The organism is uncultured Tateyamaria sp., assembly GCF_947497045.1.
Lineage (GTDB): Bacteria > Pseudomonadota > Alphaproteobacteria > Rhodobacterales > Rhodobacteraceae > Tateyamaria.
This window is the reverse complement of sequence record NZ_CANMEU010000001.1, coordinates 1-24910: the sequence shown is the minus strand read 5'-3', so window position 1 is coordinate 24910 and position 24910 is coordinate 1. Positions and strand designations below refer to the sequence as shown.

Annotated in this window: 22 protein-coding genes and 1 tRNA gene; 20 read left to right on the top strand and 3 right to left on the bottom strand. The window is 55.4% G+C overall.

What is annotated here, in order from left to right; translation table 11 throughout:
* The first annotated feature begins 175 nt into the window (after positions 1-175).
* From Q0859_RS00115 to Q0859_RS00070, 10 genes are all read left to right on the top strand, one after another.
* Positions 176-934 (top strand): TVP38/TMEM64 family protein, encoded by a 759-nt coding sequence (locus Q0859_RS00115; RefSeq protein ID WP_299146792.1) that lies wholly within the window; start codon positions 176-178, stop codon positions 932-934.
* A gap of 5 nt (positions 935-939) precedes the next feature.
* A complete protein-coding gene (locus Q0859_RS00110; protein WP_299146791.1) occupies positions 940-2358 on the top strand; it encodes an FAD-dependent oxidoreductase in 1419 nt (472 codons plus the stop codon).
* A gap of 12 nt (positions 2359-2370) precedes the next feature.
* Positions 2371-3753: a HAMP domain-containing sensor histidine kinase gene (locus Q0859_RS00105; RefSeq protein ID WP_299146790.1), complete on the top strand. Its 1383-nt coding sequence runs from the start codon at positions 2371-2373 to the stop codon at positions 3751-3753.
* A gap of 69 nt (positions 3754-3822) precedes the next feature.
* Positions 3823-3899, top strand: a tRNA-Arg gene (locus Q0859_RS00100).
* A 140-nt stretch (positions 3900-4039) separates the two neighbouring features.
* On the top strand, positions 4040-4969 hold the full coding sequence (locus tag Q0859_RS00095; RefSeq protein WP_299146789.1) for a DUF6538 domain-containing protein: 930 nt from the start codon (positions 4040-4042) through the stop codon (positions 4967-4969).
* Positions 4970-5361: 392 nt separating this feature from the next.
* Complete coding sequence (locus Q0859_RS00090; RefSeq protein WP_299146788.1) at positions 5362-6171, top strand: tetratricopeptide repeat protein; 810 nt, start codon at positions 5362-5364, stop codon at positions 6169-6171.
* Positions 6171-6698 (top strand): invasion associated locus B family protein, encoded by a 528-nt coding sequence (locus Q0859_RS00085; protein ID WP_299146787.1) that lies wholly within the window; start codon positions 6171-6173, stop codon positions 6696-6698. Before Q0859_RS00090 ends, Q0859_RS00085 begins: the two co-directional genes overlap by 1 nt.
* Positions 6695-8386: a ShlB/FhaC/HecB family hemolysin secretion/activation protein gene (locus Q0859_RS00080; protein ID WP_299146786.1), complete on the top strand. Its 1692-nt coding sequence runs from the start codon at positions 6695-6697 to the stop codon at positions 8384-8386. Before Q0859_RS00085 ends, Q0859_RS00080 begins: the two co-directional genes overlap by 4 nt.
* A gap of 119 nt (positions 8387-8505) precedes the next feature.
* On the top strand, positions 8506-15051 hold the full coding sequence (locus Q0859_RS00075) for a filamentous hemagglutinin N-terminal domain-containing protein (protein WP_299146785.1): 6546 nt from the start codon (positions 8506-8508) through the stop codon (positions 15049-15051).
* A 2-nt stretch (positions 15052-15053) separates the two neighbouring features.
* Positions 15054-15272, top strand: a complete 219-nt coding sequence (locus Q0859_RS00070; protein WP_299146784.1) for a hypothetical protein — start codon at positions 15054-15056, stop codon at positions 15270-15272.
* On the opposite strand, the gene Q0859_RS00065 is transcribed toward Q0859_RS00070, so the two are convergent.
* Complete coding sequence (locus Q0859_RS00065; protein WP_299146783.1) at positions 15247-15609, bottom strand: hypothetical protein; 363 nt, start codon at positions 15607-15609, stop codon at positions 15247-15249. The genes Q0859_RS00070 and Q0859_RS00065 overlap by 26 nt on opposite strands.
* Before the next feature lie 138 nt (positions 15610-15747).
* Here Q0859_RS00065 and Q0859_RS00060 point away from each other — a divergent pair, with 138 nt between their 5' ends.
* The 4 genes from Q0859_RS00060 to Q0859_RS00045 all read left to right on the top strand — a co-directional run bounded on the left by Q0859_RS00060 (position 15748) and on the right by Q0859_RS00045 (position 18261).
* Positions 15748-16239 carry a hypothetical protein gene (locus tag Q0859_RS00060; protein WP_299146782.1) on the top strand — a complete coding sequence of 164 codons (492 nt, stop codon included), beginning with the start codon at positions 15748-15750 and terminating at the stop codon, positions 16237-16239.
* Positions 16240-16894: 655 nt separating this feature from the next.
* Complete coding sequence (locus tag Q0859_RS00055) at positions 16895-17470, top strand: site-specific integrase (protein WP_299146781.1); 576 nt, start codon at positions 16895-16897, stop codon at positions 17468-17470.
* A 123-nt stretch (positions 17471-17593) separates the two neighbouring features.
* Entirely contained in the window at positions 17594-17851 is a 258-nt protein-coding gene (locus tag Q0859_RS00050; protein WP_299146780.1) for a conotoxin, read from the top strand.
* On the top strand, positions 17848-18261 hold the full coding sequence (locus tag Q0859_RS00045; RefSeq protein ID WP_299146779.1) for a hypothetical protein: 414 nt from the start codon (positions 17848-17850) through the stop codon (positions 18259-18261). The genes Q0859_RS00050 and Q0859_RS00045 overlap by 4 nt, the downstream gene beginning before the upstream one ends.
* A gap of 7 nt (positions 18262-18268) precedes the next feature.
* Here the strand turns inward: Q0859_RS00045 and Q0859_RS00040 are convergent, their stop codons facing one another.
* On the bottom strand, positions 18269-18649 hold the full coding sequence (locus Q0859_RS00040) for a helix-turn-helix transcriptional regulator (RefSeq protein WP_299146767.1): 381 nt from the start codon (positions 18647-18649) through the stop codon (positions 18269-18271).
* Between the two features lie 97 nt (positions 18650-18746).
* Between Q0859_RS00040 and Q0859_RS00035 the strand changes: the two genes are divergently transcribed.
* From Q0859_RS00035 to Q0859_RS00010, 6 genes are all read left to right on the top strand, one after another.
* Entirely contained in the window at positions 18747-21524 is a 2778-nt protein-coding gene (locus tag Q0859_RS00035) for a CHC2 zinc finger domain-containing protein (RefSeq protein WP_299146765.1), read from the top strand.
* Positions 21525-21794: a hypothetical protein gene (locus Q0859_RS00030; protein ID WP_299146764.1), complete on the top strand. Its 270-nt coding sequence runs from the start codon at positions 21525-21527 to the stop codon at positions 21792-21794. It begins immediately after the preceding gene.
* Positions 21794-22816, top strand: a complete 1023-nt coding sequence (gene xerC, locus Q0859_RS00025; RefSeq protein ID WP_299147502.1) for a site-specific tyrosine recombinase XerC — start codon at positions 21794-21796, stop codon at positions 22814-22816. The genes Q0859_RS00030 and xerC overlap by 1 nt, the downstream gene beginning before the upstream one ends.
* Before the next feature lie 31 nt (positions 22817-22847).
* A complete protein-coding gene (locus tag Q0859_RS00020; protein WP_299146763.1) occupies positions 22848-23396 on the top strand; it encodes a hypothetical protein in 549 nt (182 codons plus the stop codon).
* Positions 23393-23773 (top strand): hypothetical protein, encoded by a 381-nt coding sequence (locus tag Q0859_RS00015; protein WP_299146762.1) that lies wholly within the window; start codon positions 23393-23395, stop codon positions 23771-23773. The genes Q0859_RS00020 and Q0859_RS00015 overlap by 4 nt, the downstream gene beginning before the upstream one ends.
* Positions 23774-24112: 339 nt before the next feature.
* Positions 24113-24670 (top strand): hypothetical protein, encoded by a 558-nt coding sequence (locus Q0859_RS00010; RefSeq protein ID WP_299146761.1) that lies wholly within the window; start codon positions 24113-24115, stop codon positions 24668-24670.
* On the opposite strand, the gene Q0859_RS00005 is transcribed toward Q0859_RS00010, so the two are convergent.
* Positions 24671-24910: hypothetical protein (locus Q0859_RS00005; protein WP_299146760.1), on the bottom strand; the 240-nt coding region annotated here is incomplete at its 5' end.

Genomic DNA, 24910 nt, shown 5'->3' with positions numbered 1-24910 from the left:
ATACTGCAACAAATTCACGCACGCACCGAACATATGTTTCAACCACGCCCTTCAAGGCGTCATTTCGCGGGCTTTCGCACACGTTGCGATCAAGCACCCGTGACTTCCCTGTTTTCAGGGGTGCCGCGCCCGCACATTCAGGTCAGAAGAGGGCCGACAAAGGGGCATCTCAGCAATGGACAATGACGAAAAGGGGACGGATGTGTCCGATACCAGCCAACCAGCAACAGGTGGATTCGCCCGCCGCTTACCCTTGATCGTGATCGCGCTTGTTGCGGCGGTTGGGGCGTTTACACTGCGCGATTACCTCAACTTTCAGACTCTGGCGGACAATCGTGAGGCGCTGTTGGCCTTTCGGGATGAAAATTTTGGGCTGACCGTGCTGGCCTTTGTGGCCGCCTATTTCCTTGTCGTCGCGTTTTCACTGCCGGGGGCATCGGTGATGACACTCACGGGCGGTTTCCTGTTCGCCACCTTCCCCGGTGCGCTGTTCAATGTGGTGGCGGCCACGTTGGGGGCCATCGCCATCTTTTCTGCCGCCCGTCTGGGCCTTGGGGACAAACTGGTCAAAAAGATGGACTCAGGCAGCGGCATGCAGAAAAAGATCAAGGATGGCATCGACGAAAACCAATGGTCCATGCTGTTTCTGATCCGGCTTGTGCCTGCTGTCCCGTTCTTTGCGGCCAACCTGATCCCGGCCCTGCTGGGTGTGCCCTTGTTTCGCTTTGCAGTGACCACGTTTCTGGGCATCATTCCGGGTGCGGTCGTGTTCACGTCCGTGGGCGCAGGCTTGGGGGAGGTATTTGACCGGGGCGATACGCCCGATCTGGGCATCATCTTTGAACCTGCGATCTTGCTGCCAATCCTCGGGCTATGCGCACTCGCGGCCCTTCCCATCGTTCTCAAGACCGTGCGCGGCAAAAAGGGCCTGTAACAGCCATGAAACGTATCAAGACGGATATCCTGATCATCGGGGCCGGATCGGGCGGCTTGTCCGTGGCCGCGGGTGCCAGTCAGATGGGGGCCAAGGTTGTCCTGCTTGAAGGGCACAAGATGGGTGGAGATTGCCTGAACTACGGATGTGTGCCGTCCAAAGCGTTGATTGCCAGCGGTAAAGCGGCCCACGCCCAATCCCGCAGTGCGGCCTATGGCGTGGCCGAAGTGGCCCCGCAAGTCGACTATGCGGCTGCCAAGGACCACGTTCAGGACGTCATTGCCCAGATTGAACCTGTCGACAGTCAGGAACGGTTCGAGAGTTTCGGTGTAGAGGTGATCCGTGAATTCGGACACTTCATTTCGGACACCGAAGTGCAGGCCGGTGATACAGTGATCACCGCCCGGCGCATCGTGATCGCGACCGGATCCAGCCCGCTTGTCCCGCCCATCGACGGCATCGATACGGTGCCTTGCCTTACCAACGAATCCCTGTGGGAGCTGCGTGAGCGGCCCGACCACCTGTTGATCATCGGTGGCGGACCCATCGGAATGGAAATGGCGCAGGCCCATGTCCGCCTCGGCTCAAGGGTGACGGTGATCGAGGGGGACAAGGCGCTTGGCAAGGACGACCGGGAAATGGCCGAGGTCGTGTTGAAAAACCTGCGCGCCGAAGGGATCGAAATCGCCGAAGATGCCCTGGCCTCCAAGATCGAAGGGGGGGAGGGGGCCGTCACGGTACACACCAAGGACGGGCGCGGCTTTTCCGGCTCGCACCTGCTGGTGGCGGTGGGGCGCAAGACCAATACCGACACGCTGAACCTGGAGGCCGCCGGGATCGAGACGACGAAAACCGGCGTCAAGGTCGATGATGCCATGAAGACGACCAACCGACGCGTCTATGCGATCGGGGATGCGGCCGGTGGGCTGCAATTCACCCATGTGGCAGGGTATCATGCGGGCGTCATCATCCGCTCCATGCTGTTTGGCTTGCCCTCCAAAGCCAAGACCAGCCACATCCCTTGGGCGACTTACACCGACCCCGAACTGGCGCAGGTCGGACTGACCGAAGCACAGGCGCGCACCTTGCATGGTGATCGACTTGAAGTCGTGCGGTTCCACTATGAACACAATGACCGGGCCATCGCCGAGCGCAAAACCACGGGGCTGATCAAGGTGATGGTGGTCAAGGGGCGTCCCGTCGGGGCCTCGATTGCGGGGCATCAGGCGGGCGAATTGATCAATCTCTGGGCGCTTGTGCTGGCCAATAACATGAAGATGAGCCAGGTCGCCGCCATGGTCGCCCCCTACCCAACCATCGGTGAGGTCAACAAACGCGCGGCGGGGGCCTATTTCAGCCCGCGCCTGTTTGAAAGTGATCTGGTCAAGCGGGTGGTAGGGCTTGTGCAACGCTTCATTCCCTGACCACATATGCCCATGTTGAATTCACTCTCTGGCCGTTTTCTGATCCTCACGACAATTTTCGTAATGCTGGCCGAAATTATGATCTTCGTGCCGTCGATTGCGCGGTTCCGCGAAGAGTTCCTGCAAAACCGGTTGGAAAGGGCGCAGATAGCCTCGCTTGCGCTGCTTGCTGACGACATGATCGACAGTGAACTGGAAGAAGAGCTGCTGGAGAATGCGGGCGTGTTCAACGTGGTGCTGCGCCGGGACGAGGTACGCCAGTTGATGCTGTCGACCCCGATGCCCCAGGCGATTGATGCGACGTTTGATCTGCGCGACGGGACTGCGCCCGTGTTGATCCGCGATGCGATGCTGCGTCTGCTCGAAAGCGAGAGCAAGGTCATCCGGGTCATAGGGGCACCGACCCGGGAGGCAGGCTTGCTCATTGAGATCACGATGGAGACCGCACCGCTGCGTATGGCCATGCTCGACTACGGCACGCGCATTCTGGTGCTGTCAGCAGTTATTTCGATCTTTACCGCATTTCTGTTGTTCATTGCGGTCCGCGCCATTCTGGTCAAACCGATCCGTGGTGTTGTCGGCCATATGCAGCGCTATGCGGCCTCGCCCGAGGATGCGCGGCGCATCATCATCCCCACTGCAGGTGTGACCGAGTTGCGTGAGGCCGAAGAGGCGTTGCGCTCAATGCAGACAGAGTTGATCTCGGCCCTGCGTCAAAAGGATCGGCTGGCCCAACTGGGTGGGGCGGTCTCAAAAATCAGCCATGATCTGCGCAATATCCTGACCTCGGCTCAATTGTTCACGGACCGGATCGAGATGTCAGAGGACCCGCTTGTGGCGCGCATGGCCCCCAAGCTGGTTGGCTCGATCACACGGGCAGTGAACCTGTGCGAAAGCACGCTCGCTTTTGGTAAGGCCGAAGAACCCAGCCCCTCGTTGATGGTCGTCACGCTGGATGATGTGGTGGCGGATGTGCTTGACAGTGAGCGGCTTGCGGTGGGTGAACATGACCTGTCACTCAGCGAGAACATTCCGCCCCTGTTCACTCTGCGCGCCGATCCCGAGCAACTGTTCCGCGTGATATCGAACCTCGTGCGCAATGCACGACAAGCGATCATTGCGACCAACAAGGCAGGCGAGATCAACGTTTCAGCCTATGAGGATGCGGACAATTGGTGGATCGAGATTGCCGACACCGGCCCCGGCCTGCCCCCAAAGGCGCAAGAGCATCTGTTTACCCCGTTTCAGGGCGGAGTAAGCAAGGGCGGTACGGGCCTTGGCCTTGCCATCGCATCCGAGTTGATCCGCGGCCACGGCGGCGCGCTTGAACTGGACAGGACCGGGTCGTCCGGAACGGTGTTTTCGATCCGCCTGCCCAAGGGTGACGGTATTTGAGGGCTGGCACTGTTTTGGCCAGATACCCCCTTGCATTGGCGCGGGCACAGGACTAAACCGCCCGAACGCGGACCGATAGCTCAGCTGGATAGAGTACCTGACTACGAATCAGGGGGTCGGGGGTTCGAATCCTCCTCGGTCCGCCAATAATTTTTCTGACAAGAAAAAAGTTCCTTTAAAAACCAATATCTTAACGATAAGCTGCATTATGTAGCGCATCTGATCCGTCAGTTTTGCTATACAAATTGCTATACATGCTCGGTCTTTAGCATCCGGGGATGATCAAATGACCATCAAGAAGCGCGGCAAAAAGTTCTCGCTCTACAAGCGAGTCCCTAAGCGTTATGCGTCCATTGAGCCTCGAACCTTTGTGTGGTGTTCACTTGGAACCGACAGTGAGCGGGAAGCGGCTGAGAAAGCGCCGCTTGTCTGGTCGCAGATGTTGGACGGCTGGGAGGCGAAACTGAAAGGCGACACACAAGACGCCAAACAGCGTTTTGAAGCGGCCAGAGAATTAGCATCGGCACGTGGCTTTCGATACATGCCTGCGGAAAAGATTATCGAGGATACGGAGCAGATAGTTGATCGTGTCGAGTCGATCAGTGGTCCGCTGGACACGCCAGATCATTTTGAGGCTGTAGCGCTTCTTGGTCGAGTAGAGCCTCCGGCTTTGAAAATTTCAGAGTGTCTGGAACTCTATTGGGAGTTGGCCCGCGACAAGACGCAGGGGAAAAGTGATGATCAGCTAAGGCGCTGGAAAAATCCTCGCATCAAAGCAGTGAAAAATTTCATTGAGGTTTGCGGTGACAAGGCAATCGCAAATGTAACCGCAGACGACATGCTGGACTATCGCGCATGGTGGATGGACAAGATCGAGCGTGAAGGCCTTGCCAACACATCTGCCAACAAAGACTTCATTCATCTGGGCGATGTGCTGAAAACCGTGAACAAGTTGAAGCGGCTGGGAATTACACTGCCGCTGTCTGGTCTTTCATTCAAAAAGGGTGAACTTGCACTGACCGAAGACGTGATGACAGCGCGTGAAGTGGCTGGGGCCGCGCAGGTCATTCACTTGCGGTCTGGTGCGGTCGTGGCCCTGGTGGCGCGCAAGCTGGCCGATGGGTTTCGATACCAAATGACCAATACATCCGTGGCCATTGGCGGGCATCAGATTGCCATCACCGATCTTTGTGAACGCTTTCCGGTTGCGCGCTGAACGGGCTGGAACGACCTCCCTTTGAGCAGGCAGGACTTGCCGACGTTTTTCGACATGGAGAGCTTTCTGAGCTGGTGGGACTTTGTGCCAGGCAAACAGCGGTTTGTCTGTCACGGTCACGTTGTCCTTTGGCTACGCATTCTTGGAAGACGTGTTTCGCAAGCGCTACTTCATCGGATGGACGGGAGAACGATAGAGCGTTGTGGCATTTTTCTTTTCCGGCTGTCGCCGTTTCCGCTTCGGACTCAAGTTGAAGACAAAGCTGACACACCATGTCGCACCAGGGTGGTGGATGTGTCACACATTTACGGCACAACCCCGAATTGCAAATACATATATTTACAGTTGTTAATGTTCTCGGTATTCGCGAACTGCTTATTCGGGAGGTGAGTGTGCGCGTTTTCAGGGGTGTTTTTGCTGCAGGTATTTACCTGTGTTTTCATGGTATTGCCGCGGCAGATGTCGCGAAGGGTATCGATACACTCGAAGCGGGTGATGTCGCTGGCGCTGTGGCTGAGTTTCAGGCGGCATATGCGGCAGGCGATGCGGATGGCGCATTCTATATCGGGCGTCTTTTCGAAATGGGCCTTGGCACCGAAAAGGATTTGGGGCGCGCAACCGAACTTTATGCGGCGGCTGTGTCCAAAGACAGCGCATTGGCGCAAAATCGTCTTGGGCTGATGTACCTGAATGGCGAAACCGTATTGCAGGATTACGAACGCGCAGCGGAACTCATTTGCGCGGCGGCGGATCAGGGTGATCCGAATGGTCAGTTCAATTGCGGTCTGATGTATGCCGAAGGCCGAGGTGTGACCCAGGAAAAACCCCGTGCCGTGAGCTATTGGAAAGAGGCCGCCGAGGCCAGGCATGTCGCCGCGATCAACTATCTTGGGCTGGCCTATCAGGCGGGCGATGGTCTTGAGCAAGACCCCGTTGCAGCTTTCGAACAATTCTCGGCCACGGCGGCGGCGGGCAACCCGATGGGATTGTTTGAAGTGGCCAAGGCCTATGCTGGCGGTGTCGGTGTGGCGCGTGATCTTGTGCGCGCCCATGGGTACGCAAATCTCGCCGCGTCACGTGGCATGCAGGAGGCACGCGTTTTGCGCGACGCTCTCACACAACAAATGGACGAAGCTGACCTGTCTCAAGCGCAAGGATTTGCGCGCGATTGGGCAGCGGTTGAGATCGCGCAGCCAGAGTAATGCAACGTTCAAAGGGTTTGGTGTGGTGCCTGTCCCTGGCACTGGTCTGCGGGAGTGCGGGCAACGGTTGGGCGCAGGCAACTCCGATCAGCGCCCCTGTTGACGAGCAGCAATTTTCGGATTGGCGTGTGGTCTGTTCGACCGATGACGCCCCGAAAACCTGCCAGCTTTTGCAGGCCGCCCAAGCGGCACCAGGGGCTTCAGATGTATTCCTGCTGACGATAACACCGGACGCGGCGGCCAATGACTTTGCGGTCATCACCGTGCCTCTCGGCGTCTATCTTGCGCCCGGAATAGAAATTCAGGTCGATGAACGCAGGCCCTTCAAGGTGCTGTTCGAGATTTGCGACCAACGGGCCTGCTATGCCGGGTTCCGGCTTGCCGGGCCGGTCTTTGCTGCCTTTCGCCAGGGGCTTGATGCGAAAGTCCGCGTTTGGACAGGGCGGGAAAAAGCGGTCGAGTTTCCGGTCTCGTTGCGCGGGTTCAGTGCGGCCATGACCCATTACGAGGCACAGACCGCGCCATGAGACCACTCGCCCTGATCCTTGCTGTGACGTGCAGTGCCGTGGGTGCGCAGGCGCAAAATGTGCCAGCGGGTGCCGTGCAGGAAATTCAACGTCAGCAAGCCGAACAAAGCGAGAGGCTCGATCAGCGCGCGGCAGAGCAGCGGCCCACGGACGTATCACCGCAACAGGCGCCACCCGGACCTGATCCGTTTGCGCCCGCCGCCGGTGGCCCCTGTTTTCAAATCGAAACGGTCGAGTTGAGCGGGTTTGAACCGTTTGAGACGCCACCGCCCGGATATCAGGCCCTCGTGGGGACCTGTGCGACCGCCGCGGATATCGGGGCTGCGCTCAATCGGATCAATCAGCATTATCAGGACTTGGGATATATCACGACCCGCGCTTATGTCCCCGAGCAAGATGTGGCGGATGGGTCGTTGGCCATCACGATCGTCCCTGGCCGTGTTGAACGCTATGTCTATGGCGACGGCAGGCCCGCCGATGCACGTCTGAGCACGGCCTTTCCCAACCCCGGCGGGAGCCTGCTGAACCTGCGCAATCTTGAGCAGGGCCTTGAGGCAATCAACGCACCCAAGTCCGCCAGAGGGCGCTTCCAACTTATCCCCGGGGCTGCCGCTGGCGGCTCGCTTGTCCAGGTGGCGGTTGAGGATACGCGTCCCTGGCATCTGTCATTCTCGCTCAACACCCTTGGCTTTGACAGCACAGGTCAGGAAAAGGCGACGCTTGATTTTGGCTATGACAATGCGTTTGGCATCAACGACCAGTTACGCTTCAGCCTTGTCACGACCCCGTTTGAGCAGCGCGATGATCGCTTCTCTGACGCGGTGGCACTGAATTGGACAGCGCCGTTTGGCTATTGGCGCTTTGGTCTCGATCTCAGCTACAGCCAATATCTGTTCACGCTGGAAGGGATCAATCAAAGCTTTGAGGTCGAGGGGCGCGGCAACAGCGTTCAACTGTCAGCCGAGCGGGTGCTGGCGCGTGGTCAGGTGTCCAAGCTGGCGGCTTATGCAGACCTCAAACTGTCCAGCTCACGCAGTTTCATTGACCGGTTCGAGATTGAAAGCCAGCGCCGCCGGTTGAGCGTGCTGAGCCTTGGATTGCGAGGCGACCGCAACCTGCCTGACGGATACTTCGGATGGGCCGTGGGCGGCAGGTTCGGGCTGGACGCGTTTGGGGCGGGTGTGCTGGATGCCAGCATCGTTGATCCGACTTTCCGTCTGGTTCAGGCCCGCCTGGACTATCAGCGCGCGGTAGGGCCAGGCGGTCTGGTCTACAAGGGTGTTTTCTCGGCGCAGCATTCCGGCGATGTCCTGCCGGGAACGGAGCAGGTGAGCATCGGCAGCTGGTCCAATGTGCGCGGGTTTCACGATGACAGCATCTATGGGGATACCGGGCTCTATCTGCGCAACACGCTGGAATGGGACGCGTTCGAGAACCCGACCATTGCCGTGCGCATGAATGCCGGGCTCGATTTCGGCTATGTTGAGCCCTCCGAGCTGCGCAGTTGGTCTCAGGATTTTCTGATTGGCGCGAGCCTTGGGGCCGACATCACGATCCGCGACCGCGCAACCCTGACCGTACAGGTCGCGCAAGCACTGAGCCGACCCGACGACAATCCGCCAGGTGCCTTGCCCGCATTCGAGGCAAGCGAGACCATCGGCTATATCGGTTTGAAAGTGAGCTTCTGACGGATGCGTACCCGCAATTCCCCTCTCGACATCAAGGCGATGCCCTCGGTCTTGGGCCTCCCTGCTGGTCCGTTGCCTTGGCGGGGCCGTGCCCCTAGGCTCAGTTCAAAGGGGTGGGGATGATGTACGTGCAAGTGCGTCGGAAATTCGGTCGGATCGTCTCATGTGTGCTGAGCGTTGTGCTGGCTGTACAACCTGTGTTGGCGCAGGCCCAGTCCATCACGTTGGTCAGCCCAGGCGGCGGGCCCCGGCCGCATGTGGATATGTCGCAAAACGGCACAACGGTGCTGAACATCAGCACGCCCAACGCCGCTGGCGTCTCCCATGACCGGTATTCAGATTTTCAGGCAGGCGATCTGATCGTCAACAACTCAGCCACCATAACCGGCACCACATTGGGCGGATTTGTCGAAGGCAACGCAAACCTGAGCCCCGGTCGCGAGGCGGACCTGTGGATCGGGGAGGTTGTGGGCGGAAACGCGACGCAACTGACCGGTATTCTGGAAGTGGCCGGGCCGAGCATGGACATGGTTCTGGCCAATGAGTTCGGGATCACCTGCAACGGCTGCGGGTTCATCAACACGGGCCGGGCGACCTTGACCACCGGCTCCCCGCAATTTGGTGCAAACGGCAGTCTTTCGGGGTTTGATGTACACCAGGGGACGGTCACGATTGGTGCCGGTGGGTTGAACCCGGAAAACCGCGTGGCCTTGTCCGACGCCTCGCGCGTGGATGTGATCGCACGCGCCGCACAGGTCTATGGCGCGATGCGTGGTGATCGCCTGAACATCGTGGCCGGGGCCAATCAGGTCGATTACGACTGGTCCTACAATCCCGATACTGGAGAGACATCGGGCATAACCGAGCAGGCGGGCGCAGGCCCGGCGCCTGCCTTGGCCGTTGATGTTGCCGCCCTTGGCGGAATGTATGCCAACGCGATCCGGCTGGTTGCCACCGAGAATGGCGTGGGCGTGCGTCTGAATGGCGAGATGGCCTCGTCTTCGGATATTGCCATCCGGGCCGATGGACGTCTGACATTGGGTGCCCCATCCGGCAGCTACACCCCGCAGATCCGTAGCCGCAATCGCGTCAGCATCCGCAATCAAGGCCCGCTGGTGCTTGAGGGGTCGATCACCTCTGAAACCGGTGATCTGATTGATATCACGGCAACAAACGACAACCTGACCTTCACCGGTGAGGCCAGAGGCGGTGCGATCACACTGGAAAGCTCGGGCCTCGCCCGGATCGAAGGCGCGTTGATCGCGCAGGACGCCTTGTCGATCAGATCCAGCCTTGGCGCGGTGGAGGTGGCGGCGGGTGCAAAACTGTTTGCGGGGTCTGCATCGCTTGGGGCTGCGGACACGGTCCAGTTTGCAGGTCAGGCAGATGTTGATGGGGCGGTCGATATGATGGCCGGTCCGTCGGTCACATTGACGGGTACTTCGGCGGTTCAAGGCAAAACCTTCAGCGCAACGGCGGACAGTGTCGTCGCAGCGGGCGTTCTGGATATCGAAGAGGCGCTTGCCGTTACTGCGGACGATCTGACGGTGTCGGGCACGGTCGAGGGCGGGGTGGTTGATGCGGACGTGACAGGCACGGCCCTGATCACCGGCGGCATGGCCGGGCGCACCCGATTGGACGTCAATGCGGCTGCTCTGACGGTCGGCCCGACTGCGCTGCTCTATGGTGGTCAGGTGGCGCTGACGGGCACCGACCTTGATCTGTCTGGCAAAGTGACATCCGACGCGGGCCTGACGCTGAGTGCAACAACAAGCCTGTCCAATGCCGCTGCAGTGCGCGGCGCGCAGATCGTTGCCAGCGCAGGGGGGGCATTTGCGAACTCCGGCATCCTGTCGGCCACGGACACTGCCACGCTGACCGCAGGCGGTACGCTGACAAACACGGGGCTTGTTTCGGCACAAGACATCAGCCTGCGCGCAGGCGGATACACCGACATCGCAAGCGCCATTGTGCATGCGGGTGGCCAATTGCTTGTCGAGACAGGGGGCGCGTTGTCGACCCAAGGGACCTTCAAAAGCGCGGGTCTTGCGCAATTTACCTTGGGCGGTGCAAGCATATTGAACGGTGCCGTTCAGGCTGAAAACGTCGACATTCTGGCGGCCAACGCGCTCGCCTTGGGTAGCGGGCTTGATCTGAGCGCGCGGGATGGGCTGATCATTGACGCTCAATCCATTACCGGCGGGCTGAATGCGGCACAGTTCACCCGGATCGAGGCCGGGAACCGGCTTGCGATTATTCTGGCATCCGGGGGCCTGAGCATTGCCAGCAACCAGCGGGTCGAAGTGGGCACGGACCTTTACCTCGAGCTGGCGGACTCCATCACCAACTACGGCCATCTGCAAAGCCGTGGCGCGCTGACCCTGATCACAGATGGCGACATCATCAACAGTCAGTCCGTGTTGAAATCCAGCGGTCTGATGGGGCTGTTCGCTGAAAATGGTACTGTGCGGAATATCTCGGCCCTGATCGAGGCGGATGCAGGTCTGGTGATTTCGGCGCAAGCCCTTGAAAACAGATATGTCAGCGTGAGTACGCGAAGCGTTCCGACGACAGTAACGGTGAACGGGGCGGCACGGTCCTGGTCCGGATCGCTGCCGCCGGAAGGGTGTTCCCGGTCCATAAGCTCTGACTTCATATCTCAGAGTGACCTGGACAACGCGACCTGCGGCTCCTACCCGGTCGGGTTCGGAGGCGGGCGCTTAAGGTGGGCATCAGGCACCGAAGTGATCTCGCAAGGCGCGCGCCCCGAGATTGTCTCGGGTGGCGGTTTGAACCTGACGCTGGCGGGGCAGGTGTCAAATGACGCCGGGCTGATCGCGGCATCGGGTGCCGTCGACGTCACAGCCGCCAAAGTGAACCAAACAGGGTATGTGGGCACGTCCAACGCATTCGAAGTCCGGATCACCCGCACAACCGCTCCGGTCACGAGCCAGAACGATGGAAACCGACAGGTCTCGAGTGTTACATACAACGTCAGCGCGGTTGATATTGTCACGCCGTCTGGCCCATCGCGCCTGATCGGTGACATCCTCGGCGGCGGTGCAGTGGACATCAACGCAGGTGGCGTCGTCAACAACGGGCGGATCGAGGCGGGATCAACCGCTATACCGGGCTTGCAAGTGACGGATGTGATCGCAGCCCCGGTCTTTGCAGCCATTGCGGCACCCACAGACACTGCCTTGCCCAATGGCACCTTTGCCGGGCCAACATCCGTGTCCGCCAACCTCGCCGACTTGATTGCGCCCGAGGACAGCGCCAGCACCATCGCCGACATGCTGAAGGAAGGCACGACGCAAGGGGACGACAGCGCCTCATTGGCTGCGTTCCTGACGTCGAACGCCCTGATGGACGTGGATCGCCTGCAATACCGAGATGAGTTGGTCCAGAATGGCAACAGCGGCGACGAGGCCAGCGCCAACAACGCGCCTCGCGCCCCCCCTGTCGGTGTCCTGTCCGACCAGGCCCGCGCCGACTTGTCGGCGTCGCTCGAGACCGACTTTACCACGCTCGTCACCACGCCGACCAACTATGTTGCCCCAAGCGATCTGCTGCTGAATGGCCAAGGTGCCCTGTCCATCCCCCTCGCGCCCCGCACGCCACGGACCTTGCGAACGGTGGCCCTGCCGGTCATCCCTGCGGGCGCTGGCGCAGACCTTTCCATCACTGCGGGCAACATCATCGGCGACAACGGCGTCTTTGCGGCTGCCGACGATCTGATCCTGCAAGCCACATCGGGTTCCCTTGCGCTGCGGGGCGGTGCGATATCGGGTGGCGATCTGGCCTTGAATGCAGCCGAGAACGTCATCCTGCACGGCACGGATATCACCTCACGGGGATCGACCCGAATTGTTGCCGTCCGAGACATCTCCATCGCGGCGGCCGAGACCGACCGCACCTATGACTGGGCCAACCAGACCAGCCGGGTCGTCAGTCTGGACCTGCCGGAGCTCGTGATCGGCGGTGAGCTGTCGCTGACCTCTCTTGGCGATACGACCCTGTCAGCCGCGCGTGTCGCCGTCGCCGGGTCCGCAACCATCAATGCCGCTGGCAACGTCATTTTTGGAGCCCAAAGCGCCGTGCTTGATCAAGCGCGAACAGGGCGCAACTGGTCGGAAACCCTGTTTACCAGCGTTGCCAACGTCACGAGCCTGCAAACGGGCGGCGATGTCGCAATTACCAGCGGGGTTGACGCGGAATTTGTCGGCACGGTGATCAACAGCGCAGGCAATGTCAGCGTGCAAGCGGCCCGCGATATCGTCCTGACCGCAGCCCAGGACATCGAAACCTCCACTTACGACTACGAATTCAGCGGACTGCTGTCGGAAAAGCGGATCGCGATTGACCGGCTGAGCGTGACCAACGCTGGCACGCAGATCACGGCCGATGGCGACATCAGCGTCGTGGCAGGCACCACCAGCGCGGGCGATCTGATCACGGCAGGCTCCAGCTTTGACAGCCGCGCCGGAAACATCACGCTGGCCTCCGAGCTGGGGCAGGTCCGGCTCGGCACGATCACGGATGTGCAGCAGGATCGCGAACAGCGCAGCCGGTCCCGGTTCGGGGGGTTGCTCAGCTCGGACAGATCATCCTTCGTGCGTCAGGAGATCACGACCGGCACCGACGTGCTGGCTGGACTGGACCTGAGCGTCGTCTCGGCGGACAACACGGCACTGATCGGCGCGCGCCTTGGGGCCGAGGGCACGCTGACCATCTCCAGCGGGGCCGATCTGGTGATCGAGGGTGCTGTCAGCACGCTTGAGACCCGGTTCTCCGAAAACAATACCGGGCTTGTGACCATCGCCACCGAAGTGGAGCGCTCGTTTGACGAGACGGTCACGCATACGTCCTTTGCCGGGAACACAATCGCATTTGACGTGGCCGGGACGACAACGCTGGTGGTCTATTCGGACGCCACCGACGGGATCGACAGCCCTGCCGAGCGGGGGGCGACAACGGCGCAAGGCTACACGCTGCCGCAGATCTTCGGCGCGGACGATATCAGCGCCCTCTACCCCGAAGAGCTGCTGGCGCTCGACGGTCTGAGCCTTGTCGAACAAGACCTGCAGCACACGTATTTTTACGAAGAGACCGTGGCCATCAGCCCCGCCTTCAAGGCGCTTGCGAGCATCGCGGTGGGCAATTGGGTCGGGGCGGTCGGCACTGTTGGGATCGCACAAAGCCTTCTGAACGTCCCCGCAGGCTGGCTGGCAACGGGGGTCGACGCCTTTGTCAGCCACGCCATCGTCGGATCGGTCGAAGGGGTCGTGACGGGTAACTTCGATATCGGCGAGATCGTGGAAGGGGCCGCATTTGCGGGGCTGAGTGCAGGGCTCACCTCCGGAATCGACATAAACTTCCCAAATGGGCATCCGTTCAACGACGCGTTGATTGATGGCTTCGGGTCGAGCCAGCTGACAGTGTCCGGGCTGCTGAACGCAGGCTTGGATGGGGCCATCTCGTCCGGGGTCGCCTCAGCGGCCTACGGAACCGATTTTGGCAACGGCGTTTTGGGCGCGGTGGTGAGCTATGTTGCAAGTGGCGTCGCCGGAGCAGCCATTGAGGGCGTGTCCGACATCTACGGGCACGACCGCTTCTCGATCGAGAAGCTGGTTGCCAAAGCCACAATCAATTGTCTCGCCGCCGAAGCGCAGGGTGCAAGCTGCGGGTCGGGCGCGCTTGGGTCACTGGTTGCAGAGATCGTAACAACCAGTGAACTGTCCCTCGGAGCCGATAACCTTGAAGAGCACCGCAATCGCGTTGAACTGGTTGGGGCCCTAGCTGGCTATTTTGTTTCGGGCGGCGAGGCGGACAACGTCTATGCCACCGCGCATGCGGCTGTGCTCGACTACGACAATAACTGCCTTGGACCGGCTGCCATATATTGCGGGTATCTCGTCGCGGCGGCCATATTTGGAGCCACAGCCGCCGATGTGATCATCACAGCGGTAGAGGCCAAACAGATTGCCGAGCTTGGGCTGACGTGCCAGCAAACGAAGGGGCGTGCCGACTGCGACGCGTTTATGGCGGCCTCACTGGAATACGGCGTCGAGGCTGGAGTTGCCTGGGGCGTCGGAGCCGCCATTCCGGGCGACAAGACCGTGATGGCAGTGCTGGGCTGGGTCAGTCGGCGCGGCGGCGATGATGTCAAACGTGCTGTCGATACCGTGGTGGAAACTGCGGCGGGGGGGGCTACAAATAGAACAGATGATGTGTTGCTTTTACCAAAACCAACATCGGTTGGATCAGCAAGAAGAGCAGAACCTGGTGTCGCTTCACATGGTGGAAACTTACCAACAATTGGGCAGGGCGATACTTGGCTACGTGGGACCAGTGGCAATGCAGGTCGAGTGCCCAGTCAAGTTGCCGAACAAATGGCGGGTAAACGGTTCAACAATTTCGACGAGTTCAGGCAGGAATTTTGGAGAACGGCAGCAAATGATCCAAACCTGCGCCGTCAATTCGGTGCTGACAGTTTACGTGAAATGCAAGCGGGCCGGGCACCATACGCTGTACGTACCCAACAGCAAGGCGGGCGGATCAAATACGAACTTGACCACAATCAAGAGCTTCAAAACGGCGGAAACGTATATGATTTGAATAACATCGTTATCCGTACACCGCTAAATCACATTAGAGGAAAATAACTATGAACGAAAACCTTGGGGAAAGAGATTATGCGGTGAGTTTGATTGCTGAAATGCGCACAGGTTCTGCATCTGACGAAAGGCAACAAAGCATTGTCTTGGAGCTCGATAGAATTTTGCCAGACCCAAACTATTGGGATTACATGGTTGATCACATGCCGGAAATGACGCCAGAAGAAATTGTAGAGAAAGCGTTTAGCTACAAGCCGATCCTGCTTTGATATTCTCGACCACACATCCGATATCCAGCTGAACGCTAACCTGTTCAACAATAGCTTCGAGTTCTTCGTAAGCGTGATTTAGGTTCACCGCGTATGGTTTGCCGAAATGCGGATTGCCAAGGAACGTGGCCAGTATGGTCTTTGTGACGTTCAGCAGCGTTTGCAGGACGTGGCGTGATGGTTTGCGATTACGGGCGATCATGCTGGAGTAGTAGGATGGTGGTTTGCCCAATATGCGGCGGGAAAAGCTGCGTTGAGATATCACCAAGTTGTTGCGTCGATAGCAGTGAAAGGCGTCCTGTAGTAGTTGGGTTTGGTTGATCTCGCTGTATCGCATTCTGTGGCTCCGTTTTGGCGTAATAGGCAGCTGCGAAACAGCTGCTCTGCATAAATATATTTATCGAAGACGGGCAGTCGGATGACGTGGATTACGGCGTCATGCTCGTCGATTTAAATAATGAATGCGGAGGGCAAGATGGCGTATACTGAGGTCATGCAGAAACGAATTTATATGGACAAGGAACGGCTACGCGCTGCGTACAAGCAGTTTGCACAGCAGCTGGAACCGGAGCTATTTTTAACACTGGCGACGAACCAGCAGATGTCGATTGGGCGGGTGCAAAATCTGACACGTCGGTTTTTGCGTGGCATGGATCAATGGAAGCACGGCAAGCGTGGTTTTATGCATGTTGATGCTGAACAGCGCATTGACGGTCTGTTTTACGTCGAACACGAGCACACAAACATACATGTGCAAGCGTTGATCAACAGGCCATATTGCAACAGGTTTGGATTGCAGATGCATGCAAATCGGATTTGGCGAAAGCTGTGTCCAAGTGGGTCGGTTGTTATCAAAGACGTCGATAATGCTGGCGGTTTGTCGGAATATTGCACGAAAGAATTTTACAAAGATCGGTTCTTTGAGCGTCAGTGCTTTACGGCGCGAGAATTTATGGCGGCGGCCTAAAGTTTTTTGAAACGCAACTTGGTTGGAAGTACTGGCCATCAACATCAGTTGGCACGGTTCAAACATTGAGCGTTACACGCAGGTGTTTGACCAACAAAGTAACATTGCAGGAACGGTGGGATTGCGCGGTTTGAGACCGACGCAATTGTTACTCATGCAAAGTTCACAGATCATAAAGTCAGCATGTTCACATTCAAAGAACTCAAGAACCGCTGAACATGATAATCAAGCATTTACAGCAGCTTGGACATGACAGCACATCAACAACATGGATGCTTTACACGCTGTGGCACTCAGCGTTTTGTAGCATGGATCGATATCAAGCAGGACTTCACGGTTCTGCTTTTTTTGTGGGTGATCACTGGCTGTGTTTGCTTGTAAGAACTCGGAAAAACTTTCTTCGCGAAACTTTTAGCGGCGACTTTCCAGTGGAAAAAACATGTTCTTGCGTGTTTGTCCGATATCGGACTTGGCCAATGGATCGCGCATTTGCGTCACAGGTTCTGACTTATCACATATTACACAGAACATGATACTTGGGCGCAGTGCGTTGAGTTCATTGGGTTTTAGAAAGCGGTCGCAGCGGTTGCTGGATGGCGTTATCACATAAAGCAATTAGAGCGTTGTTTTAATGATACTTTTTTGGGAGATGGCGATGAAGCAGGCACGGGTATTAACGGATGCGGAGATCAAACGGGTTTTGACCTATTGCAGCGGGACCAAACACCCAATCCGAAACCGCTTAGCTGTGATGCTCTCACATTATGCAGGTCTTCGTGTTGGTGAAATCGCAACATTAACTTGGGAGCAGTTGCTGGATGTGAATGGTTCGATCCGAAGTCAGTTTTATCTGAATGCCGCTGATACGAAGGGTAAAGAGGCACGGCTGGTGCATGTGAATGCGAAGCTGATGGCGGAACTGGTCACGGCTCAAAACTTGATCAAATCAAGAAACCGCAGTGATGTTACAGGCCCAATAATTGCATCTCAGCGCGGTGGTCACTTCTCAGCTAATTCTTTGGCCCAAGTTTTTGCACGGCTCTACGCTGGTGTTGGGTTTACGGATGCATCATCACATTCTGGTCGTCGTTGGTTTATAACGGAACTGGCCAAGAAGGGTGTCACCAGCAAAACGATTATGGAACTTGCGGGCCACAAACAGCTGACAACAACACAGCGGTATATTGAGGTGACGGATCAAATGAAGGCGCAGGCTGTGCAGCTGTTATAGGCGGCACATCAACCAAGTAGGAAATCCCAAAATCTCTGAACTTGGTTGGCATGGCAAGGAAAACGGTCGTTCCAATGGGTAGATGAAACTAACGCAAGGCATCTCTAATCAAAGGATGTCGATATGAAACTTACTGTTATAGCTGTGCTTTTGTTCACTGGAACGCAGACACTGGCGCAAAGCGATGATGCTGGCCCATGTACGGATCAACATGGCGAACACGTTGAACAAGAAGAAACGCGATCACCAGACCCAGCTCAAAATGTTGACGGCTATGGACAGATTGTTGGTGAGCGCGGTGAAACCAACTCTGGCACAGAAACCGACGATGGTGCCGCATATACGGGTGATCCCGCATTTGGTGATTGTGATGGTCGATGACCAGCTATTTGGATCAACTTACTCTTAGCACATGGCTGCAAACGGATGTGGTGGATGACCTTGCAGCTGCACGGTCCCAGTTGGTGCAATCGCTGGATCATCAAATCAACCAAGTTGAAACCGCGCTGAACGATGGTGTGTTCATCGATATGGTGCGTGCATGGCTGAGATGTGAAGATCAAGAAATCCCAATAGGATCGGATCGATTTTACTGGGAACACAGCAGTGGCGCATGGATCATTACTTTGCAGCTGAATGGTCATGTGCTGTGGGTATCAGCGAAGAAACCCAGCATTGAAGTTGGTCACTGCGAGGATATCCCAAATACGCTGGAGCTGCTGAAACAGGCCATAAAGGCAGGTGAGTTGGACCAGCAGCTGCAAGTGCATCTTCATCGGTATAAGCGTTGATACTGGCCTAGCTAGCTTCGCGTGTCAGCAATGTACGGGCTTGGTGTTTGAGCATCATCGCTTCGATTAGGGACAGCACGGTTTGCTTGTCGTCTTCGTTCATTTGGGTGACGGCTTCGAATGCCAGTTTAAGGTCCATGCTTGGATCGCGTTCATGTTCATCGAACAACAGTTCATCGGCTGTGATGCCGAAGGCTGTGATGATTTTTTTGAGACCATCAAGGGAGGGTTGGGTTTTGCCGGTCTCGTAAGTTTTGATGGAGGTCACATGCATACCGACAAGTTCGGCCATTTGGTCTTGTGTGAGATTGCGGGATTTACGCAAGCGCAGCAGGTTTTTGTCAAAGCTCATGAAGTTGGCCTTTAAAGGAATCTGGTTGATTTGCATGATAGCACCCCGTTCTTGCGTGATTTGCCGATAGTAGCTTAGTATGCACGTAAATAATGCAGAATCACCTGCTTGACGCATTTTACGGGAGATAAGCTTGCCGCGTATCAGTGACGATGAAGTTTTGCGCTTAAAACAAGACGTGTCTTTGCTGGAGTGGGTGAAGGCGGAAGGGTTTGAAACGCACAAGCAAGGTAAGGACTGGGTGATATTGTGTCCGTTCCATGAGGAAAAAACCCCAAGCTGTGTGATTACACCAGCTAAGAACCTGTATCATTGCTTTGGCTGTGGTGCTGCTGGCTCGATTTTGGATTGGGTGATGCAGCGTCAAAAGGTGAGCTTCCCGCATGCGGTTGAGATTTTAAGGTCTGGGTCCAGTGGTATGGGTGTTGGGCAGGGTGCGAAGAAGAACCCGATTGAACCGATCATGCCAATGGATGTGGATGCAAAACGCGCATTGGGCGAGGTGATCACGTATTATCATAGCTGTTTGAACGAGGATGCGGATGCATTGGCGTTTTTGGCCAAGCGTGGGTTGGATGATCCCGCTTTGATTGAGACGTTCCAGCTTGGGTACTGCAATCGCACATTGGGCTATCGGTTGCCGAGCAAACATACGAAGGCTGGCAAGACGATCCGTAACACGTTGCTGGATGTTGGGATTTATCGCCAAACGCGGTTTGAGCATTTTGGCGGTTGTTTGGTGGTGCCGATTTTTGGCGATGATGGCTCTGTTACTGAGGTGTATGGGCGCAAAATCCGGCCGGATCACAAGATCGGTAAGAAGGAGCTGAAACATGGATATTTGCCAGGCGCGCATAAAGGTGTGTGGAATGCAGCTGCGTTTGAAGCCGCTGATGAAATTATCCTGTGTGAGGCGCTGTTGGATGCGATGTCGTTTTGGCGGCATGGGTTTAGAAACGTCACTGCTATCTATGGCACCAGTGGGTTTAGCGAAGATATCAAGCAAGCGTTTGTCACGCATGGGATTAAACGTGTGTTTATTGCGTTTGATGCGGATGAGGCAGGTGGTCGTGCAGCTGAGAAACATGGCACTTGGTTTGCACAGCATGGGATTGAGGTGCGCCGTGTTCACTTCCCAAAAGGCATGGATGCCAATGCCTATGCGTTGAAGGTGCAACCAGCGGTAAAGGCGCTGGATTTGCTTCTGCGCAATGCAGAATTGGTTCATGCTGGCAAAGATGCAGGTGACGCAGCTGTGTCGTCGTCATCGTCAAAAGTGGTGCAACTGGCAGCGGATCAAACCCGTATCCCGCAAACTGAGATCACACTGGATGTGGGCGCGGATCAAATCACAGCTGAGATTGGCCCAAGGTCTTATCGGATACGTGGGTTTGCCAAAAACAGTGGCTATGGCGCATTGCGGATCAATTTGATGCTACGGGTGGGTGAGTTCTTCTTCATCGATATGTTGGATTTGTATCATGCACGGCAACGCGCACAGTTTGTCACGCAGGCGGCGGTGGAAACAGGGATAGCAGAGGATCGGATCAAGCGGGATTTAGGTCAGTTGTTGTTGCGTTTGGAGGCGTTGCAAGCTGAGGCACAGGCCAAAGAAACACAGCTGGACGCTGAGACGCCAGAATTTGCGCAAGCTACGCTAAAGCAAGCACAGGCGTTGTTGCATGATCCCAAACTGGTGGATGCGATCACAACTGATTTTGCCAAGCTTGGTGTTGTGGGTGAGGACAGCAATTTGCTCACTGCGTATTTGGCGGCAACCAGCAGGAAGTTGTCAAAACCTTTGGCGGTGATGATCCAGTCCAGTTCGGCTGCGGGTAAATCGTCTGTGATGGAAACCGTGCTGGGTATGATGCCAGTGGATGAACGGGTGCAATACTCAGCATTGACGGGTCAAAGCTTGTTTTACATGGGCGAGACCAACTTGAAGAACAAGATACTGGCGATTGCGGAGGAGGAAGGCGCAAGTAATGCGTCCTATGCGTTAAAGCTGCTGCAATCGGAGGGTCAAATTACGATTGCGTCAACAGGTAAGGACGACAGCACTGGGCAGCTTGTAACCAAAGAATACAAGGTTGAAGGCCCTGTAATGTTGATGCTGACGACAACGGCGATCGATATTGATGAGGAGTTGATGAACCGCTGTTTGGTTCTAAGCGTGAATGAAACCCGTGCCCAAACCGATGCGATCCATAAAGCGCAGCGTCATGCCCAAACGCTGGATGGGTTGTTGGCCAATCTTAGCAAGGATGCGGTTCAACAAAAGCACAGGGCCGCGCAATATCTGCTGAAACCTTTGCATGTGGTTAATCCGTTTGCGGATCAGCTGGGTTTTGCCAATGGGCAAACGCGAACACGGCGCGATCATATGAAATATCTCAGTTTGATTGCGTCGATTGCGCTGCTGCACCAGTACCAGCGGGATATCAAAACGGTGACACATGAGGGCAAGGAGATCTCTTATGTGGAGGTGATGCCAGCGGATATTATACTTGCGAATAGGTTAGCCAAGCAGGTGTTGAGCCGCACATTAGATGAATTGCCGCCGCAAACGCGCAAACTGCTGATTGGCATAACGGATTGGGTCACGCAGGAGGCAAAAGAACAGGGGGTAAAGCCAAGCAGTGTTGGGTTTAAGCGCAAGGAGTTGCGTCAACAACTTGGTTGGTCGGATACGCAGTTAAAGCTGCATTTGAATCGGTTGGTGGAGATGGAATATTTACATGTGACCCGTAAAACCATGCAAGGCGGTATCGCTTATGAGTATCAATTGGTGCAGGGTGTGGGCAGTACAGAACCCAATGTTGAGCTGATTGATCCAGCTGCAAAACCAGCAACAGGTCCGCCGAAACCAAAGGATGCGCAGGGTCCCAAACTTGCGAACACTGTTTAAGTGGTCGGATTTTTGGTGAAGTGGTCGGCTTTTTTGCAAAGTGGTCGGGAAGTGGTCGGCTTTGCAATCCGACCGGTTTTGTCATTGTTATCTTTGAACAAAGTGACGTTTGAACCGAAGTGGTCGGTGTGTTTGCAAGCACTTATGGGGATCAAAGACAAAAGTGCCGGTACTCGTAACACGCGCGTTTATTATTTTTTAGCTGCTAAACAGTTGCTTTGCGCAGGAACCGCATCGTTATCCGCTCCAATCCATGTTGGTTGCTGCTGATGCCGAAAAAAGGTCAACATACACCGTTGCCAGTGATTGGTGACGCAACTGATCCCAACACGCTGTATCACTGGATGCGCAGGTTTTTGGCTTATCAGCTGGAAAAGCATTACTCACCGCGCACGGTTCAAAACAGAGAAACGTATCTGCGATATTTTATCCTTTGGGCAGATGAACGTGGGCTAAAATATCCCAATGAGATTACACGGCCCGTGTTGGAGGCGTATCAGCGGCATCTGTTCCATCATCGCAAACAGAATGGTGAGCCGTTGTCGGTTAGGTCCCAACATGGGCGTGTGATACCGATCCGCGCTTTTTTTAGCTGGTTGGTGAAGAACAATCACTTGCTCAGCAATCCAGCTTCGGACTTGGAACTGCCGCGTTTGGATCATCGATTGCCACGCGCTGTTTTAAGCCAACGAGAGGTCGAACTCATTCTTAGCAGCATGGACACCCAAACAGCACTTGGTGTGCGTGACAGGGCTATTTTGGAGGTCTTGTACAGCACTGGAATGCGAAGGATGGAGATCATCGCACTCAGATGGGATGATTTTGATCTTGAACGTGGCACCGTGTTCATACGTATGGGCAAAGGCAGCAAGGACAGGATGGTGCCGATTGGTGCCCGTGCGCTCAAATATTGCGAGAAGTACCTTTACGATGTGCGGCCCAGTTTGGACCTTATCGGTGATACCAGCTTCTTTTTGACCAGTTTGGGCGAGGCGTTCACACCAAACAGGATGACGCAACTGGTGCGCAATGCCATTGATGCCGCTGACATCGGCAAAAGTGGCTCATGCCATATGCTGCGCCACAGCTGTGCAACATTGATGTTGGAGAACGGCGCCGACATACGCTTCATTCAGCAGCTGCTTGGTCATGCATCAATGAACACGACGCAGATTTACACACATGTGAGCATCCAAAAGCTGAAGGCCGTGCATACGTTGACACATCCCGCAAAACTGCATGGGCAGGAGGACGGTGATCTAATCGATGATGGTGATCACACAAGTCTTTGAAAAACCGCAGACTTTGCCGTATCAAAGACAAATGAAGGCCCAACTTAAAACATTGCTGACGTCGTTTTTGCTGCTCATCGCCATGTGCGTTGGCGCATTTGCGTCCGTATCCGAAAAACACGCTTTGGGCGATTTTGGCAGCACTCAACAGTACGTTGGGCAAAATCCAGAAGCTAACCAATTGGCTTCATTGGAAAGTTTTGGCTTCTTCCAAAAACACGCGTCCGAGTGTTGTAATGCTACAAATACAGCAGTTAAGAAATTTCCAAATGGGACTTTTAGTGTATCTGATTGGAAGGGCTATCCTAAAGGTGAAGCAATTCCACAGCCGCCTAAAAACACGACCTTTAGATTGATTGAAGGCGATGAGTACGCAGCTGCGCTTAAGGCAAAAAACGCTGCAAACAGAAAGTACAGAAGAGAAAATAACATCCCAAATGGTTATGAGGTGCATGAGATCGTGCCTGTGAAATATGGCGGGTCTCCTACTGATCCAGCAAACAAGTATGTTCTGTCTGCGGACTATCATCGAAAAGTGGTTTCACCATGGTGGGCAAAGCTTAAGGGTTCACTTGAATGACAATTGAAATGCTACCAAATAAAATTGCTCGATCTTCGATTGTTGAGGGTGAGGATTTATGGCCGGAATTTGGGGAAACTTTCGAATTGAACGCGTTCTACCGAAAGTATGAAGCCGCAGAAGGCGAAATAGGAGAAAGTTATATCCAACTTTGGACGGCAAGTGAAATCGACGAGTATGGTTCCATTAGCAGCGACATGTTTAGCAAAGAAAACAAGCTGTTTGCCAGTGATGGTGGGGGAACATATTTTGGCTTCAAAAACAGCGATAGTGGGGTTTTGTTCTTTTCTTGCGATCCAATTGACTTAGACGGAAGCATCAATATTTTGGGTTTTTGGAGCGACTTTATTCGAAGTTTGGAAGGCGGAGACTATTAATTCCGAGCCTTTTTACAATGCATAAAATGGGGACTTACAAGGATTTAGGGTTTCAGAAAGAGAAGTTTCATTCGGTAGTTCTTGTGGGACTGGACGCTGTCGGTCCGATATCATCTATGAAACGCCGGATGGCCAGGTTCGCATTATTGAGATCAAAACAGGAAATTCCGATCTTAGCATTCGTCAAACTGAAATTTACCCATAGATCAACAGTGGTGACGCCATTCCGCGTGGACAAGTTGCTGATGATTTTGGCTTAGAGCCAGGTGTTCCCTTGCGTGAACAAGGTTATCCAAATGGAATTCCTATCGAAATTCAAACATTTCCGGGTGCGGGGTAATGAATATGAAAGACGCTTGTAAAGAGCTGGAGCAAATCGGCTGGAGAATCGCAACGGACGAAGTCGGCGATAAATACGCAGTTTTTGATCTGCCGGACCGTCAGGTCAGAATTATACCTGACATTCGGCGCATACGTGGAGAACAACAACTTGCAGCTTCTCCAACTCTCTCAACTGATAAATTTAGCGATGTTTGCGCAAAGATACGGGGCAGAGGTACAGGTTACACACCACTGGTAAGGGCTTGGAAGGGCATTAAGTTCAAAGTGCCAGAGGTTCAGATCGAGCACGTTGTTCGTTTATCCGATGAAGCCATCGATTGGGCTAAGAAACAGGATTTGCCTGCTGCATTGCTGGAACATGCTGGTTTGCCAACAAATGCACCGGGTGCACGACCAATTTGGCATTTAGCTGCATTGGTTATACTTGGCGATGTGTCGAAACTGCGGTCATATCGATCTAGCTTTGCAGCGGGAGATAGGCTGGACTTTGTGAACTACGTGACACCAGATTATATCGAGCGCGCAGAGAAGATGGCCGAAAGCGGTGAAACCTAATCACCGCTCCAAATTCTCCACAACGCACCCGATATCCAGCTGCACGCTGATCTGTTCAACGATACCTTCTAGCTCTTCGTAAGCGTGGTTAAGGTTCACCGCGTAAGGCTTGCCAAAATGCGGATTGCCGATGAACGTGGCGAGTATCGTCTTTGTTACGTTCAGCAGCGTTTGCAGGACGTGGCGTGATGGTTTGCGATTACGGGCGATCATGCTGGAGTAGTAGGATGGTGGTTTGCC

Excerpts from the sequence above, each read along its gene's own strand:
- Q0859_RS00115 (WP_299146792.1), top strand. The coding sequence starts at position 176 with ATGGACAATGACGAAAAGGGGACGGATGTGTCCGATACCAGCCAACCA.
- Q0859_RS00110 (WP_299146791.1), top strand. The coding sequence starts at position 940 with ATGAAACGTATCAAGACGGATATCCTGATCATCGGGGCCGGATCGGGC.
- Q0859_RS00105 (WP_299146790.1), top strand. The coding sequence starts at position 2,371 with ATGTTGAATTCACTCTCTGGCCGTTTTCTGATCCTCACGACAATTTTC.
- Q0859_RS00095 (WP_299146789.1), top strand. The coding sequence starts at position 4,040 with ATGACCATCAAGAAGCGCGGCAAAAAGTTCTCGCTCTACAAGCGAGTC.
- Q0859_RS00085 (WP_299146787.1), top strand. The coding sequence starts at position 6,171 with ATGCAACGTTCAAAGGGTTTGGTGTGGTGCCTGTCCCTGGCACTGGTC.
- Q0859_RS00080 (WP_299146786.1), top strand. The coding sequence starts at position 6,695 with ATGAGACCACTCGCCCTGATCCTTGCTGTGACGTGCAGTGCCGTGGGT.
- Q0859_RS00075 (WP_299146785.1), top strand. The coding sequence starts at position 8,506 with ATGATGTACGTGCAAGTGCGTCGGAAATTCGGTCGGATCGTCTCATGT.
- Q0859_RS00070 (WP_299146784.1), top strand. The coding sequence starts at position 15,054 with ATGAACGAAAACCTTGGGGAAAGAGATTATGCGGTGAGTTTGATTGCT.
- Q0859_RS00065 (WP_299146783.1), bottom strand. The coding sequence starts at position 15,609 with ATGCGATACAGCGAGATCAACCAAACCCAACTACTACAGGACGCCTTT.
- Q0859_RS00060 (WP_299146782.1), top strand. The coding sequence starts at position 15,748 with ATGGCGTATACTGAGGTCATGCAGAAACGAATTTATATGGACAAGGAA.
- Q0859_RS00055 (WP_299146781.1), top strand. The coding sequence starts at position 16,895 with ATGAAGCAGGCACGGGTATTAACGGATGCGGAGATCAAACGGGTTTTG.
- Q0859_RS00050 (WP_299146780.1), top strand. The coding sequence starts at position 17,594 with ATGAAACTTACTGTTATAGCTGTGCTTTTGTTCACTGGAACGCAGACA.
- Q0859_RS00045 (WP_299146779.1), top strand. The coding sequence starts at position 17,848 with ATGACCAGCTATTTGGATCAACTTACTCTTAGCACATGGCTGCAAACG.
- Q0859_RS00040 (WP_299146767.1), bottom strand. The coding sequence starts at position 18,649 with ATGCAAATCAACCAGATTCCTTTAAAGGCCAACTTCATGAGCTTTGAC.
- xerC (WP_299147502.1), top strand. The coding sequence starts at position 21,794 with ATGCCGAAAAAAGGTCAACATACACCGTTGCCAGTGATTGGTGACGCA.
- Q0859_RS00020 (WP_299146763.1), top strand. The coding sequence starts at position 22,848 with ATGAAGGCCCAACTTAAAACATTGCTGACGTCGTTTTTGCTGCTCATC.
- Q0859_RS00015 (WP_299146762.1), top strand. The coding sequence starts at position 23,393 with ATGACAATTGAAATGCTACCAAATAAAATTGCTCGATCTTCGATTGTT.
- Q0859_RS00010 (WP_299146761.1), top strand. The coding sequence starts at position 24,113 with ATGAATATGAAAGACGCTTGTAAAGAGCTGGAGCAAATCGGCTGGAGA.